General features: G+C 54.9%; 15 protein-coding genes and 1 tRNA gene. 14 read left to right on the forward strand and 2 right to left on the reverse strand.

Annotation, left to right across the window (positions count from 1 at the left end):
• The first annotated feature begins 27 nt into the window (after nt 1-27).
• The 8 genes from QRN24_RS00125 (at nt 28) to dinB (ending at nt 7,228) form a co-directional block, all read left to right on the forward strand.
• Nucleotides 28-1,371, forward strand: coding sequence for a Na(+)-translocating NADH-quinone reductase subunit A (locus tag QRN24_RS00125; RefSeq protein ID WP_284942191.1), 1,344 nt, complete (start codon nt 28-30; stop codon nt 1,369-1,371).
• A 3-nt stretch (nt 1,372-1,374) separates the two neighbouring features.
• On the forward strand, nt 1,375-2,610 hold the full coding sequence (locus QRN24_RS00130; protein WP_020882790.1) for an NADH:ubiquinone reductase (Na(+)-transporting) subunit B: 1,236 nt from the start codon (nt 1,375-1,377) through the stop codon (nt 2,608-2,610).
• On the forward strand, nt 2,603-3,397 hold the full coding sequence (locus tag QRN24_RS00135; protein WP_020882789.1) for a Na(+)-translocating NADH-quinone reductase subunit C: 795 nt from the start codon (nt 2,603-2,605) through the stop codon (nt 3,395-3,397). Before QRN24_RS00130 ends, QRN24_RS00135 begins: the two co-directional genes overlap by 8 nt.
• Nucleotides 3,390-4,028: an NADH:ubiquinone reductase (Na(+)-transporting) subunit D gene (locus QRN24_RS00140; RefSeq protein ID WP_025205100.1), complete on the forward strand. Its 639-nt coding sequence runs from the start codon at nt 3,390-3,392 to the stop codon at nt 4,026-4,028. Before QRN24_RS00135 ends, QRN24_RS00140 begins: the two co-directional genes overlap by 8 nt.
• 6 nt (nt 4,029-4,034) lie before the next feature.
• Nucleotides 4,035-4,631 (forward strand): NADH:ubiquinone reductase (Na(+)-transporting) subunit E, encoded by a 597-nt coding sequence (gene nqrE / locus QRN24_RS00145; protein WP_014168762.1) that lies wholly within the window; start codon nt 4,035-4,037, stop codon nt 4,629-4,631.
• A gap of 10 nt (nt 4,632-4,641) precedes the next feature.
• Entirely contained in the window at nt 4,642-5,865 is a 1,224-nt protein-coding gene (nqrF, locus tag QRN24_RS00150) for an NADH:ubiquinone reductase (Na(+)-transporting) subunit F (RefSeq protein WP_020882788.1), read from the forward strand.
• Nucleotides 5,865-6,068, forward strand: coding sequence for a (Na+)-NQR maturation NqrM (gene nqrM / locus QRN24_RS00155; protein ID WP_020882787.1), 204 nt, complete (start codon nt 5,865-5,867; stop codon nt 6,066-6,068). The genes nqrF and nqrM overlap by 1 nt, the downstream gene beginning before the upstream one ends.
• 101 nt (nt 6,069-6,169) lie before the next feature.
• Nucleotides 6,170-7,228, forward strand: a complete 1,059-nt coding sequence (gene dinB / locus QRN24_RS00160; RefSeq protein ID WP_284942192.1) for a DNA polymerase IV — start codon at nt 6,170-6,172, stop codon at nt 7,226-7,228.
• Between the two features lie 54 nt (nt 7,229-7,282).
• Here dinB and pepD read toward each other — a convergent pair whose 3' ends face one another.
• Nucleotides 7,283-8,740, reverse strand: a complete 1,458-nt coding sequence (pepD, locus tag QRN24_RS00165; protein ID WP_284942193.1) for a cytosol nonspecific dipeptidase — start codon at nt 8,738-8,740, stop codon at nt 7,283-7,285.
• Between the two features lie 260 nt (nt 8,741-9,000).
• On the opposite strand from pepD, the gene gpt reads away from it, so the two are divergent.
• The 3 genes from gpt (at nt 9,001) to crl (ending at nt 11,268) form a co-directional block, all read left to right on the forward strand.
• On the forward strand, nt 9,001-9,459 hold the full coding sequence (gene gpt, locus QRN24_RS00170; RefSeq protein WP_010427903.1) for a xanthine phosphoribosyltransferase: 459 nt from the start codon (nt 9,001-9,003) through the stop codon (nt 9,457-9,459).
• A 105-nt stretch (nt 9,460-9,564) separates the two neighbouring features.
• Nucleotides 9,565-10,809 carry an esterase FrsA gene (frsA, locus tag QRN24_RS00175; RefSeq protein ID WP_014168767.1) on the forward strand — a complete coding sequence of 415 codons (1,245 nt, stop codon included), beginning with the start codon at nt 9,565-9,567 and terminating at the stop codon, nt 10,807-10,809.
• Between the two features lie 57 nt (nt 10,810-10,866).
• Nucleotides 10,867-11,268, forward strand: a complete 402-nt coding sequence (gene crl / locus QRN24_RS00180) for a sigma factor-binding protein Crl (protein ID WP_020882784.1) — start codon at nt 10,867-10,869, stop codon at nt 11,266-11,268.
• 114 nt (nt 11,269-11,382) lie between these two features.
• Here crl and phoE read toward each other — a convergent pair whose 3' ends face one another.
• Complete coding sequence (gene phoE / locus QRN24_RS00185) at nt 11,383-12,435, reverse strand: phosphoporin PhoE (RefSeq protein WP_014168769.1); 1,053 nt, start codon at nt 12,433-12,435, stop codon at nt 11,383-11,385.
• Nucleotides 12,436-12,740: 305 nt separating this feature from the next.
• Here phoE and proB point away from each other — a divergent pair, with 305 nt between their 5' ends.
• From proB to QRN24_RS00200, 3 genes are all read left to right on the forward strand, one after another.
• Nucleotides 12,741-13,844 carry a glutamate 5-kinase gene (proB, locus tag QRN24_RS00190; protein WP_020882782.1) on the forward strand — a complete coding sequence of 368 codons (1,104 nt, stop codon included), beginning with the start codon at nt 12,741-12,743 and terminating at the stop codon, nt 13,842-13,844.
• Nucleotides 13,845-13,855: 11 nt separating this feature from the next.
• The gene (proA, locus tag QRN24_RS00195) at nt 13,856-15,109 is read left to right on the forward strand and encodes a glutamate-5-semialdehyde dehydrogenase (protein WP_040016762.1); all 1,254 of its coding nucleotides are present in this window, start codon (nt 13,856-13,858) and stop codon (nt 15,107-15,109) included.
• Nucleotides 15,110-15,220: 111 nt separating this feature from the next.
• A tRNA-Thr gene (locus tag QRN24_RS00200) sits at nt 15,221-15,296 on the forward strand.
• Nucleotides 15,297-15,447: the final 151 nt, after the last annotated feature.

Genomic DNA, 15,447 nt, shown 5'->3' on the forward strand with positions numbered 1-15,447 from the left:
TGAAGTTCATGGAAGCTTGCTAACCACATGTTTAAAATCAGAAAAGGACTTGATCTGCCGATTGCAGGCGTGCCCGAGCCGCACGTTTCGCCTGGCGCAAGTGTCCGCCATGTCGCCATTTTGGGCGATGACTACCTGGGAATGCGTCCCTCAATGCTGGTGCAGGAAAGCGATCGCGTCATTAAAGGACAGGCGCTCTTCGAGGACAAAAAAAATCCTGGCGTTATGTTTACGGCCCCCGCGAGCGGTACCGTGGTGGCAATCAATCGCGGTGAACGTCGCGTCCTGCAGTCGGTGGTTATCCGTATTGAAGGCGACGAACAACGTGAGTTTTCCCGTTTCGACGCAGCAGACCTCGCCGCCCTGAGCCGGGAAGCCGTTCAGGCACAACTGCTGGCGTCCGGCTTGTGGACGGCGTTTCGCACGCGACCTTTCAGCAAATCGCCTGTTCCGGACACGCTTCCGGCCGCTATTTTCGTCACCGCCATTGATACCAACCCGCTCAGCGCGGACCCGGAGCCCATTATTCTGGCGCAGCGTAACGCGTTTGATGCCGGGCTAACCGTGTTAACCCGTCTGACTTCGGGGAAGGTCCACGTCTGTCAGGCGGGCGGCGGCAAACTCGGGGGCCATCCGCAGGGGCAAGTTACGTTTAATACGTTTGCAGGTCCGCACCCGGCGGGGTTAGTCGGAACGCATATCCACTTCCTGGAGCCGGTGAGCCTGACGAAACAGGTCTGGCATCTGAATTATCAGGACGTGATTGCCATTGGTAAGCTCTTTACCACCGGTGAACTGTGCGCTGAACGGGTGATCGCCCTCGGCGGGCCACAGGCAGCAAATCCACACCTGGTGAAAACGCTGCTGGGTGCGGACATTAATGAACTGCTTGCCGGTGAAACGAAAGAGGGTGAAAACCGCCTGATTTCTGGCTCGGTGCTCAGTGGCCGTCATGCGGCTGGCGCGCAGGCGTATCTTGGGCGCTTCCACCTGCAGGTCAGTGTGGTTCTGGAAGGTCGCGAGAAAGAGCTGTTCGGCTGGGTTCTGCCGGGTGCTGAGAAGTATTCCGTGACCCGCACTACCCTTGGGCACTTCCTGCGTCGCAAACTCTTTAATTTCTCGACCAGCACCCACGGCGGAGAGCGCGCCATGGTTCCGATTGGCAACTACGAGCGCGTTATGCCGCTGGATATTCTGCCAACTCTGCTGCTGCGCGATCTGCTGGCCGGCGACACCGACAGTGCCCAGGCGCTGGGGTGCCTCGAGCTTGACGAAGAAGATCTGGCGCTCTGTACCTATGTCTGTCCGGGAAAATACGAATATGGACCGGTATTGCGCGAGGTGTTAACCCGCATTGAGCAGGAAGGATAACTGATGGGCTTAAAACACCTCTTTGAAAAAATAGAGCCGCACTTTACGCACGGGAAGCTCAGGAAGTACTACCCGCTGTATGAAGCAACGGCGACCATTTTCTACACGCCGGGGCTGGTCACAAAAGGGGCAGCACACGTCCGCGATGCTATCGACCTCAAACGAATGATGATTCTGGTCTGGTTTGCGGTCTTCCCGGCCATGTTCTGGGGTATGTACAACGTTGGCCTGCAGACCATTCCGGCGCTGCATCATTTATATGATGCCCCACAGCTGGCTCAGGTTATCCAGTCGGACTGGCACTACCGCCTGGCCCAGACGTTGGGCGTCAGCTTTGCAGCCGATGCCGGCTGGATAAGCATGATGACGCTGGGAGCCGTATTCTTCCTGCCAATCTACATCACGGTGTTTATCGTGGGTGGCTTCTGGGAAGTGCTGTTCGCCATCATTCGCAAACATGAGATCAACGAAGGCTTCTTCGTGACGTCGATTCTGTTTGCCCTGATTGTTCCACCGACGCTGCCGCTCTGGCAGGCGGCACTGGGGATCAGTTTTGGCGTGGTGATTGCCAAGGAGATCTTCGGTGGCACCGGGCGCAACTTCCTCAACCCGGCGCTGGCCGGGCGAGCGTTCCTGTTCTTTGCGTATCCAGCGCAAATCTCGGGCGACCTGGTGTGGACGGCTGCGGATGGGTTCTCGGGTGCGACGCCGCTTTCACAGTGGGCCGCGCACGGGGGCGAAACGCTGGTTAACAACGCCACGGGTCAACCCGTGACCTGGCTGGATGCCTTTATTGGCAACATTCCCGGCTCTGTTGGGGAAGTTTCCACGCTGATGATTTTACTCGGTGGGGCCATCATTCTCTTCGGACGTGTTGCGTCGTGGCGCATTGTCGCAGGGGTAATGATTGGCATGGTGTTAACAGCCACGATGTTTAATTTCATCGGTTCCGCCACCAACCCGATGTTCTCCATGCCCTGGTACTGGCATCTGGTGCTGGGTGGGTTCGCTTTCGGCATGATGTTCATGGCCACCGATCCTGTCTCTGCGTCCTTTACCGACAAAGGTAAATGGAGCTATGGCGTGCTCATTGGTGCGATGTGTGTCCTGATTCGTGTGGTCAACCCGGCTTATCCGGAAGGGATGATGTTGGCCATTCTGTTTGCCAATCTGTTTGCGCCGCTCTTCGACTATCTGGTCGTGCGCGCCAACATTAAGCGGAGGAAAGCGCGTGGCTGAAAGCAAGAATAACGACAGCATCGGCAAAACGCTGCTGGTGGTGCTGGTCCTTTGCCTGGTCTGTTCCATTGTCGTGGCTGGCTCTGCCGTGGGATTAAAACCACGGCAACAGGAGCAGCGTGCGCTGGATAAACAACGCAACATCCTGGCTGTGGCCGGGTTAATGCAGGAAGGGATGAGTACAGACGACGTGGCTGAACTCTTCGCGGAGCGCATTTCGGCGCGTCTGGTGGATTTAAAAACCGGCCAGTTGCTGGATAAAGACCCGACGAAATTTAACCAGGCACTGGCACTGAAAGACCCTGAGATGAGCCTGACGCTGGAGGCATCGCAAGATCCCGCTGGCATCAAGCGTCGCAGTAACCTCGCCGAAATTTACCTTGTGCGCGATGAGCAGAAGCGGGTGCAGGAGGTCGTGTTGCCGATATACGGTAACGGGCTGTGGTCGATGATGTACGCCTTTGTGGCACTCGATACGGATGGTCGCACGGTGAAAGGGATTACCTATTATGACCAGGGCGAAACGCCGGGGCTCGGCGGTGAGGTTGAAAACCCTAACTGGCGCGCGCAGTTTGTCGGCAAGAAAGTGCTCGACGATAACGGACTGCCTGCCCTGAAGGTGATGAAAGGGGCTGCGCGTCCGGGTGACGAATATGCCGTAGACGGGCTTTCCGGGGCAACGCTCACGTCAAAAGGGGTGCAGCACAGTTTTGATTTCTGGATGGGCGAGCTGGGCTTTGGTCCTTTCCTGAAAAACGTACGTGAAGGAGCGCTGAACAATGGCTGATACGGGTGAACTGAAAGAAGTCAAAAAGGTGCTCATTGGCCCGCTGCTGGCGAATAACCCTATTACCTTACAGGTACTGGGCGTCTGTTCGGCGCTGGCGGTCACGACAAAACTGGAAACCGCGCTGGTTATGACCGTCGCGGTCACGCTGGTGACGGCATTTTCCAGCATGTTTATCTCCATGATCCGCCACCACATCCCGAATAGCGTGAGGATCATTGTGCAGATGGCGATCATCGCGTCGCTGGTGATCGTGGTCGATCAGCTACTGCGCGCTTTCGCGTATGAAACGTCAAAACAGCTCTCGGTGTTTGTCGGTCTGATTATTACCAACTGCATCGTGATGGGGCGTGCCGAAGCTTATGCGATGAAAATGCCTCCGCTGGCGAGCTTTATGGACGGGATCGGTAACGGTCTCGGTTACGGCGTTATCCTGCTGACCGTTGGGTTCCTGCGCGAGCTGATTGGCAGCGGTAAGCTGTTTGGCGTCACGGTGCTGGACACGGTACAAAACGGCGGCTGGTATCTGCCAAACGGACTCTTCCTGCTGGCCCCAAGCGCATTTTTCATTATCGGTTTGCTGATCTGGCTGATTCGTACCCTGAAGCCAGAACAGCAGGAAAAGGAGTAACCGACGATGGCTCATTATCTGAGTTTATTTGTGCGCGCGGTGTTTGTTGAAAACATGGCACTCGCGTTTTTCCTGGGCATGTGTACGTTTCTTGCCGTTTCCAAAAAGGTATCGACGGCATTTGGTCTGGGTGTTGCGGTCACGGTGGTGCTCGGCTTATCTGTACCGATTAACAACCTGGTGTACAACTTTGTGCTGCGCGACGGTGCGCTGGTAGACGGTGTCGATCTCAGCTTCCTGAACTTCATCACCTTTATCGGTGTGATTGCGGCGCTGGTACAAATCCTGGAGATGATCCTCGACAGGTATTTCCCGTCGCTATACAACGCGCTGGGGATTTTTCTGCCGTTGATCGCGGTGAACTGCGCCATCTTTGGTGGCGTCTCGTTTATGGTTCAGCGTGATTACAACTTCAGTGAATCCGTTGTGTATGGTTTCGGCTCCGGCATCGGCTGGATGCTGGCTATCGTTACCATGGCGGGGATCCGCGAAAAAATGAAATATGCCAATGTGCCTGCGGGTTTACGTGGCTTAGGGATCACCTTTATCACCACCGGGCTGATGGCGCTGGGCTTTATGTCCTTCTCCGGTGTGCAGCTATAAGGGCTAACAGATGGAAATTATTCTTGGCGTGGTGATGTTCACGCTGATTGTACTGGTGTTGTCAGGGCTGATTCTGGCGGCACGCGCGAAGCTGGTGAATTCCGGCGACGTGGTGATTGATATCAACGGTGAGCCGCAAAACCAGATCCGCACGCCGGCGGGGGATAAACTGCTCAATACGCTCTCCGGCAACGGGATCTTTGTCTCCTCGGCCTGCGGTGGCGGTGGCTCCTGCGGTCAGTGCCGCGTCACGGTGAAAGAGGGGGGCGGGGATATTCTGCCCACTGAGCTGGCGCATATCACGAAGCGTGAGGCGAAAGAGGGCTGCCGTCTGGCCTGCCAGGTCGCGGTGCGCCAGGACATGAAAATTGAGCTGCCGGAAGAGATCTTCGGGGTTAAAAAATGGGAGTGCGAAGTTATCTCTAACGATAACAAAGCGACTTTCATTAAAGAGCTGAAGCTGCGCGTGCCGGAAGGGGAAGATGTTCCGTTCCGGGCCGGGGGATACATCCAGATTGAGTGCCCGGATCACACCGTGGCGTATGCGGACTTTGACGTTCCGGATGAGTACCGTGCCGACTGGGACAAATTCAATCTTTTCCGTTTTGTGTCTGACGTTAAAGAACCGACGCTTCGCGCCTACTCAATGGCCAACTACCCGGACGAGAAGGGCATCATTATGCTCAACGTGCGTATCGCCACGCCGCCGCCGAATGTGCCTGATGCACCCCCGGGCGTCATGTCGTCGTATATCTGGTCCCTGAAACCGGGAGATAAGGTGACCATCTCCGGTCCGTTTGGCGAGTTCTTTGCTAAAGAGACCGAGGCTGAAATGGTCTTTATCGGTGGTGGCGCGGGCATGGCACCGATGCGTTCGCACATTTTTGACCAGCTCAAGCGCCTCGGGAGCAAGCGCAAAATCAGCTTCTGGTACGGGGCACGCTCGCTGCGAGAGATGTTCTATGATGATGAGTTTGAGCAACTGGCGCGTGAAAACCCAAACTTCACCTTCCATGTGGCCCTCTCCGATCCGCAACCGGAAGATAACTGGACCGGCCACACGGGGTTCATCCACAACGTGCTTTATGAAAACTACCTCAAGCAGCATCCTGCGCCAGAGGATTGCGAATTTTACATGTGTGGGCCGCCAGTGATGAACGCTGCAGTCATTAAGATGCTAAAAGATCTGGGTGTGGAAGATGAGAACATCCTGCTGGATGACTTCGGGGGGTGATGATGCTGACGTTTCTGGCAACATTCGCGGTTTTTTTGCTAGTTGTACTCGGCATGTCTCTGGGCTGGATCATAAAGCGTAAAAGCATTCAGGGCAGCTGTGGTGGTATCTCCGCGCTCGGGATGGAAAAAGTGTGCGACTGCCCCGAACCCTGCGACGCCCGTAAAAAACGCATGGCGCGCGAGGCCCGGCGGATCCTGTAGTGAGTCCGGTGTTTCCCCTCTTCCTGGAGGAGAGGGGAAACACACTTCTCAACTCTCATTTCTTTACTGTATACTTATCCAGTGATGAGTGAGGGCTTACTATGCGCAAAATAATCCATGTCGATATGGACTGCTTTTTTGCCGCAGTGGAGATGCGTGACAATCCGGCGCTGCGGGATATACCTATTGCGATTGGCGGTAGCCGTGTCCAGCGCGGTGTGATCAGCACCGCCAACTACCCTGCGCGCAAATTTGGCGTGCGCAGTGCTATGCCAACTGCCATGGCGCTAAAGCTGTGCCCTCATCTCACACTGTTGCCCGGCCGATTTGAAGCCTACAAAGAAGCCTCCCTGCATATCCGCGAGATCTTCTCTCGCTATACCTCGCTGATTGAACCTCTGTCACTGGACGAAGCCTACCTGGATGTCACTGACAGCCTGCACTGCCACGGCTCCGCAACGTTAATGGCGCAGGAGATCCGCCGGACTATCTTCAACGAGCTCAATCTGACCGCTTCCGCAGGCGTCGCACCGGTGAAATTCCTCGCCAAAATAGCGTCTGATTTGAATAAACCCGATGGTCAGTACGTCATCACTCCGGAAGACGTTCCGGCGTTTTTAAAAACACTGCCGCTCGGCAAAATCCCCGGCGTGGGGAAAGTGTCTGCTGCAAAGCTGGAAAGTATGGGATTACGGACCTGTGAAGATGTACAGCGAAGCGATCTGGCCATGCTGCTCAAGCGTTTCGGTAAGTTTGGTCGCGTGCTGTGGGAGCGCAGTCAGGGAATTGATGAGCGCAGCGTGAGCAATGAGCGGCTGCGTAAATCGGTCGGGGTTGAACGCACGCTGATGGAAGACATCCATGACTGGTCCGAGTGTGAAGTCATTATCACTGACCAACTTTATCCCGAACTGGAGCGGCGGTTAGCGAAAGTAAAACCCGATCTGCTGATTGCCCGTCAGGGCGTTAAGCTGAAGTTTAATGATTTCCAGCAGACGACGCAGGAGCATGTCTGGCCGCGACTGAATAAAGACGATCTTATCGCCACCGCGAGAAAAGCCTGGGAAGAGCGGCGGGCAGGGCGGGGAGTGAGGCTGGTGGGGTTACACGTGACGCTGCTGGACCCGCAACTGGAGCGGCAGCTGGTATTGGGGTTATAGCAGGCGGATTTGTCAGCCCGGCAGGCAACGTGCTACCGGGCATCATACGGCGAATTACTTAGCAGGGATCGCTTTCAGCAGTTCAGTCAGCAGAGTCCAGTAATGACCCACGCTTTCAATATGAACCTGCTCATCTGGCGAGTGCGGACCGGTAATGGTTGGCCCGATAGACACCATGTCCATGTTCGGATACGGTTTCTTGAACAGACCACACTCCAGACCGGCGTGGATCACCTGAATGTTCGGGGTACTGTTGAACAGACGCTGGTAAGTTTCACGCACCAGCGCCATCACCGGCGAACTGGCATCCGGCTGCCAGCCTGGGTAGCTACCTTTTGCGGAGGTGTGCGCACCCGCCAGTTTACCCAGAGACTCCAGCATGCTCACCACATACTCTTTACCGCTGTCGATAAGCGAACGGATCAGGCAGATGATCTCCGCGCTGTCATCGCTCATAGCGACCACGCCCACGTTCAGGGAGGTTTCAACCACGCCTTTCGCGACGTCTGAGTTACGAATCACGCCGTTTGGCGTCGCGTTCAGCAGCTGAACGAAGGCGTCACGAGACGGGGAGGTCAGCGCCGCTTTGTCGGTAGTCACGGACTCCAGCACCACGGTCAGGTTCTTCTCTTTCGCTGACAGTTCGTTTTTCAGGATATCCAGATACACGCTGGAAAGCTTTTTCAGCTCGTCAGCTTTTGCAGCGGGTACTGCCACGGTCGTGAAGGCTTCACGCGGAATGGCATTGCGCAGTGTGCCGCCGTTGAAATCCACCAGACGCAGATCCAGCTCAGCCGCGTGGCCAGCCAGGAAGCGTGCCAGCAGTTTGTTGGCGTTGCCCAGACCCAGGTGAATATCACCACCGGAGTGGCCGCCTTTCAGCCCTTTCAGCGTCAGCTTGAAGGTCTGGAAACCAGCAGGGATCGCTGCGCGGGACAGTGGCAGGGTAGTGATGAAATCAATTCCGCCGGCGCAGCCCATGTAGATCTCACCCTCTTCTTCAGAGTCGGTGTTGATCAGAATGTCCGCCTGCAGCCAGTTCGCCTGCAGACCGAACGCGCCGTCCATGCCTGCTTCTTCCGTCATGGTCAGCAGCACTTCCAGCGGACCGTGTTCAACGCTGTCGTCCGCCAGGACGGCCAGAGCAGACGCCATACCAATGCCGTTATCTGCACCAAGGGTCGTGCCGCGCGCTTTCACCCAGTCGCCATCGATGTAAGGCTGGATAGGGTCTTTGGTGAAGTCGTGAACGGTGTCGTTGTTTTTCTGTGGAACCATGTCCAGGTGCGCCTGCAGCACAACCGGTTTACGGTTTTCCATGCCTGCGGTCGCCGGTTTGCGGATCAGAATGTTGCCAACCTGGTCGCGTTCAGCATGCAGACCTTTTTCCTTCGCCCAGCCCATAATATGTTCGGCAAGCTGTTCTTCATGGTAGGAAGGGTGGGGAATGGAACAGATTTTGGCAAAAATATCCCACAGTGGCTGTGGAGATAATTGAGACAGTTCAGACACGATAAGTCTCCTTGTCGATGCCCTGCAAAGCGAGTTGCAGGTCACAGGGTTAGCAGGTTAATAGTTACCACAAGACAGGCTTGCGAGATGCAACTGAGAATACCACTTTCTCCGGTGGCTGGTAGCATAAAGCATGTAAAAACTCAGGCTCCGGGCGCTAAACACTGGTTTTTAGTGCGTCAGATCTCTATAATCTCGCGCAACCTATTTCCCCCTCGAACACTTTTTAAGCCGTATACAAACAGGCTGGGACACTTCACATGAGCGAAAAATACGTCGTCACCTGGGACATGTTGCAGATTCACGCACGCAAACTGGCTGCGCGTCTGATGCCTTCCGAACAGTGGAAAGGCATTATTGCCGTCAGCCGTGGCGGTCTGGTACCGGGGGCGCTGCTGGCACGTGAGCTGGGTATTCGTCATGTCGATACCGTATGCATCTCCAGCTATGACCATGACAACCAGCGTGAGCTGACCGTGCTGAAACGTGCGGAAGGCGACGGTGAAGGCTTCATCGTTATCGACGACCTGGTTGATACCGGCGGTACCGCGGTGGCTATCCGCGAAATGTATCCAAAAGCCCACTTCGTCACCATCTTCGCGAAGCCAGCAGGCCGTCCGCTGGTTGACGATTACGTGATTGATATCCCTCAGGATACCTGGATTGAACAGCCATGGGATATGGGCGTGGTATTCGTACCGCCAATCTCTGGTCGTTAATTCTTTTACGCACTTATTTAACGCCCGGTGATACCGGGCGTTGTTTTTTTTAGTCTGACGCGCGTTACAATGGTCTCTATATGACGTATTCATGGAGGCAACGTAATGACGCAGGCGAATCTCACCGAGACTCTCTTCAAACCCCGTTTCAAACATCCTGAAACGTCGACGCTGGTGCGCCGGTTTAATCCGGGGACCATGCCTGCCGTCCAGTCTGCATTAGACGGTAAAAACGTGCCTCACTGGTACCGCATGATTAACCGTCTGATGTGGATCTGGCGCGGTATTGATCCCCGTGAAATCCTTGATGTGCAGGCGCGTATCGTGATGAGCGAAGCTGAGCGCACCGACAGTGAACTCTACGATACGGTCGTGGGTTATCGCGGGGGAAACTGGATCTACGAATGGTCTAAACAGGCGATGCTCTGGCAGCAAAAAGCCAGCCAGGAAGAGGACGCCACGCTCAGCGGCAAACACTGGCTGCATGCAGCCAACCTCTATGCTATTGCCGCATACCCGCATTTGAAAGGTGATGAGCTGGCCGAGCAGGCTCAGGCGCTGGCGAATCGCGCCTACGAAGAGGCCGCTCAACGCTTGCCGGGCCGGATGCGCGAGCTGGAATTTACCATCCCGGGTGGCGCGCCCGTCACCGGGTTCCTGCATATGCCAGAAGGCGAAGGCCCGTTCCCGACCGTTCTGATGTGCGGCGGGCTGGATTCACTGCAAATCGACTATTACAGCCTGTATGAGCGTTACTTCGCACCAAAAGGGATCGCGATGCTGACGCTGGATATGCCCTCAATTGGCTTTTCATCCAAATGGAAACTGACTCAGGACTCGAGTCTTCTGCACCAGCATGCATTAAAAGCGCTGGAAAACATTCCATGGGTTGACCACACGCGTGTTGCTGCATTTGGCTTCCGCTTTGGCGCCAACGTCGCCGTGCGTCTGGCTTACCTTGAAGCTTCGCGCCTGAAGGCCGTCGCCTGTCTCGGTCCGGTGGTGCACGCTCTGCTCAGCGATCCGACCCGGCAGGGCCGCGTGCCGGAAATGTACCTTGATGTGCTGGCCAGCCGCCTTGGCATGCATGATGCATCAGACGAAGCGCTGCGCGTTGAACTCAATCGTTACTCGCTAAAAACGCAGGGGTTGCTGGGACGGCGTTGCCCTACGCCGATGATGTCAGGGTACTGGAAAAACGATCCCTTCAGTCCCGAAGAGGAGTCACGCTTAATCACTTCGTCATCTGCGGATGGCAAATTGCTTGAGGTACCGTTCAGCCCGGTGTACCAGAATTTTGACAAAGCATTGAGAGAGATCACACGCTGGATCGCGCAGAGATTGTGTTAATAGATTGCTAAATTTTGCTGGTTTGGTAAAACAGTGGCTTCACAAAAGGAGATCGCAATGACGTTACCGAGTGGACACCCGAAAAGTAGACTGATCAAGAAGTTTATGGCTCTCGGCCCGTATATTCGAGAAGAGCAGTGTGAAGAAAATCGCTTTTTTTTCGACTGCCTGGCTGTATGCGTCAACGTGAAGCCTGCACCCGAAAAACGTGAATTCTGGGGCTGGTGGATGGAAATGGAAGCGGAAGAAAAACGTTTTACGTATAGCTACCAGTTCGGCCTGTTTAATAAAGACGGCTACTGGCAAACAGCCCCAATCAAAGACCAGGAAGTGATCGACCGCCTGGAGCATACTTTGAAAGAGTACCTCGAAAAGGCAAGAGCGCTGCTGGCCACTCTGGATCTGAAGCTTGAACCCGCGGATAACTTTTCCAGCGAAGCGGTTAAGCTGACGGCGTAATCGTGATATTTCTCCCTCTCTCTTCGCGAGGGATGGGGGGAGGGCAGTAAACCCGACCCCCTCCAGGCAAAAAAAATCCCGGCATCTGCGCCGGGATTTTTTATTTCAACAATATCAGAACTGGTAGGTCATACCCAGAGCAACGATGTCATCGCTGCTCACGCCCAGTTTATTGTCGTCATCAATCTGGTTGATTTTATAATCAACAAACGCGGACATATTCTTGTTGAAATAATAGGTCGCGCCCACGTCGATGTATTTCACCAGATCTTCGTCACCCACACCTTCGATATCCTTGCCTTTAGACTGGACATAACCCAGGGACGGACGCAGACCGAAATCGAACTGGTATTGTGCAACAACTTCAAAGTTCTGAGCCTTATTCGCAAAACCACCCGAAATTGGGGTCATATTACGGGTTTCAGAGTACATCGCTGCCAGATAAATATCGTTAGCGTCATATTTCAGACCGGTTGCCCATGCTTCCGCTTTTTTACCTTCGCCGCGCGTCAGCAGGTTTTGTGCGTTAGTACGGTCAGAGTTGGTGTAGGCACCGCTGACGGCGAAGTCGCTGCCACCGAAGTCATAGGTCAGAGAGGTACCGAAACCGTCACCGTTCTGTTTTTTGACGTCGCGGTTTTCGTTTTTGCCCTGATACTGCAGGGTCATATCCAGGCCATCAACCGCACCGAAGAAGTCGGTGTTACGGTAGGTGGCAAGACCGCTCGCACGTTTAGTCATGAAGTTATCAGTCTGGGCTGAAGAGTCACCGCCGAACTCAGGGAACATATCGGTCCAGGCTTCAACGTCGTACAGTGCGCCCAGGTTACGACCGTAATCCAGAGAGCCAATGTCTTTCAGTTTCAGACCAGCAAACGCCAGACGCGTTTTCTGTGTAGAGTCGCTTTCTGCTTTGTTACCGGCAAATTCAGCTTCCCAACGGCCATAGCCCGTCAGCTGATCGTTAATCTGTGTTTCGCCTTTAAAACCGAAACGGACGTAAGTCTGGTCACCATCTTTAGTGTCATCATCGCTGATGTAGTGCATTGCTTTAACTTTGCCGTATACGTCCAGTTTATTACCGTTTTTATTATAAACTTCGGCTGCGTGTACAGATGCGGAAGCCACAACGCCCATTACCACTAATGCCAGTGTGCTCTTTTTCATTTTCGATCCTGTCTTATAAACGCGCTAAAAAAATTCGCTGGACGATAAGCTCATGCTTAAGTCCCGTGAAAAAACAGAAAGGGTTTTAACGTTACGCAATGAAACTTTTATGACAAATTAAGAATAATTTTAAAAAACTGTGATTTATTATTTCGGTAATAAAACTGTCAAATTTTGCCGCTACGCTTCCTGATCCCGCGCAACAAAGTGTTTCGCGATGTGCTAAGGCAGTTGGCAACGGGGCTGACACCTGTTAAAACGTTCGTTTGACATCATTTTCCCTTATCGTTGAACGGCAGAGAATCATGAGTGACAGCCAGACGCTGGTGGTAAAACTCGGTACCAGTGTTTTAACAGGCGGATCGCGCCGCCTTAATCGCGCCCACATTGTTGAGCTTGTACGTCAGTGCGCTCAGTTGCATGCCGCAGGGCATCGTATTGTAATTGTGACCTCCGGGGCGATTGCCGCCGGGCGTGAACACCTGGGTTACCCCGAACTCCCCGCGACGATCGCCTCTAAACAGCTGCTGGCCGCCGTGGGACAAAGCCGACTCATTCAACTCTGGGAACAGCTGTTTTCTATCTATGGTATCCACGTCGGGCAGATGCTGCTGACGCGTGCGGATATGGAAGACCGGGAGCGTTTCCTGAACGCGCGCGATACGCTGCGCGCGCTGCTGGATAACAACATCGTTCCCGTCATTAACGAAAACGATGCCGTTGCCACCGCTGAAATCAAAGTGGGTGATAACGATAACCTCTCGGCGCTGGCCGCGATTCTGGCAGGCGCTGATAAATTACTGCTCCTGACCGACCAGCAGGGGCTCTTCACCGCCGACCCGCGTTCAAATCCGGACGCTGAACTGATTACCGATGTACACGGTATCGACGATGCGCTACGCGCCATCGCAGGTGACAGCGTTTCAGGCCTCGGGACCGGCGGGATGGGGACCAAGCTGCAGGCTGCCGACGTGGCATGCCGTGCCGGTATCGACACCATCATTGCCGCGGGCAGCCGTCCTGGCGTGATTGGCGACGTGATGGAAGGCATCTCCGTGGGAACCCGCTTCCACGCGCAGGCCTCCCCGCTGGAGAACCGCAAACGCTGGATCTTTGGCGCACCGCCGGCAGGCGAACTCACCGTTGATGAAGGGGCGACCGCCGCAATTCTGGAAAGAGGGAGTTCATTACTTCCTAAAGGAATTAAAAGCGTGACAGGCAACTTCTCACGTGGTGAAGTGATCCGTATCCGTAATCTCGAAGGTCGTGACATCGCCCACGGCGTAAGCCGCTACAACAGCGATGCCCTGCGCCGTATTGCGGGTCACCATTCACAGCAGATCGACGCCATTCTGGGTTATGAATATGGCCCGGTTGCCGTGCATCGTGATGACATGATTATTCGTTAAGGAGCCAGAAAATGCTGGAACAAATGGGCGTAGCCGCGAAGGCCGCCTCTTACAAACTGGCGCTCCTTTCCAGCCGCGAGAAAAACCGCGTGCTGGAAAAAATCGCTGATTATCTGGAATCGCAGTCGCAGGAGATTCTGCTCGCCAACGAGCAGGATCTGCTGGAAGCGCGTCGCAATGGCCTGAGCGAAGCAATGCTTGACCGCCTGGCGCTGACCCCGGCACGTCTGAAAGGCATCGCTGACGATGTCCGCCAGGTCTGCAATCTTGCCGATCCGGTAGGTCAGGTCATTGACGGTGGGCTGCTCGACAGCGGGCTGCGCCTTGAGCGTCGTCGCGTGCCGCTGGGCGTTATTGGCGTGATCTATGAAGCCCGTCCCAACGTTACGGTTGATGTCGCTTCCCTGTGCCTGAAGACCGGCAACGCTGCCATTCTGCGTGGCGGGAAAGAGACCTGGCGTACCAACGCCGCGACCGTAAACGTTATCCAGCTGGCGCTGGAAGAGTGCGGCCTGCCGGCAGGTGCCGTACAGGCAATCGAGAGCCCGGACCGTGCGCTGGTGAACGAGATGCTGCGCATGGATAAATACATCGACATGCTGATCCCACGCGGTGGCGCGGGCCTGCACAAGCTGTGCCGTGAGCAGTCGACCATTCCTGTGATCACGGGCGGTATCGGCGTGTGCCATATCGTGGTTGATGACAGTGCCGAGATTGAACCGGCGCTCAAGATTATCGTCAATGCCAAAACCCAGCGTCCAAGCACCTGTAATACGGTTGAAACGCTGCTGGTGCATCAGGGCATCGCCAATACCTTCCTGCCTGCTCTGAGCAAACAGATGGCCGAAAGCGGCGTGACGCTGCACGCGGATGCCAACGCGCTGGCACTGCTGAAAGACGGCCCGGCGACGGTGGTACCGGTCAAAGCGGAACAGTACGACGACGAATTTCTGTCGCTGGATTTGAACGTGAAGGTGGTTGCGAGCCTTGACGATGCCATTGCTCACATCCGTGAACATGGTACCCAGCACTCGGATGCGATTCTGACGCGCACCCTGCGCAATGCCGATCGCTTTGTGAATGAGGTGGACTCCTCCGCCGTGTACGTGAATGCCTCAACCCGCTTCACCGACGGTGGCCAGTTCGGCCTGGGCGCAGAAGTTGCTGTCAGCACGCAAAAACTGCATGCAAGAGGCCCGATGGGCCTGGAAGCACTGACCACCTACAAGTGGATCGGCTTCGGTGATGATACGATTCGTGCGTAAATAATCACGGGTGATGCAAAAATAGCCGTTTGATTCAAAAGGGCATTGACGCATCACCCGGTTAGATCTAACCTTTTGCCCCGTGGTTACGCTCGTAACCGGCCTTTCAGGGCCGATATAGCTCAGTTGGTAGAGCAGCGCATTCGTAATGCGAAGGTCGTAGGTTCGACTCCTATTATCGGCACCATCCTAACGTCTCCCAAAGTCGACTAAATTTCACCAAAATCCCTTATATCCTGCGCTCTGAAACCTTTTAGTACCTCCACGTCTACAAAAATCTCCTGAAATCAATGGTCAGTAGGTGCAAGGGTATTTGTATTTCGGTCTTAAGTAGGTAT

The organism is Enterobacter sp. MEB024 (assembly GCF_030209635.1).
GTDB classification, from domain to species: domain Bacteria; phylum Pseudomonadota; class Gammaproteobacteria; order Enterobacterales; family Enterobacteriaceae; genus Enterobacter; species Enterobacter ludwigii.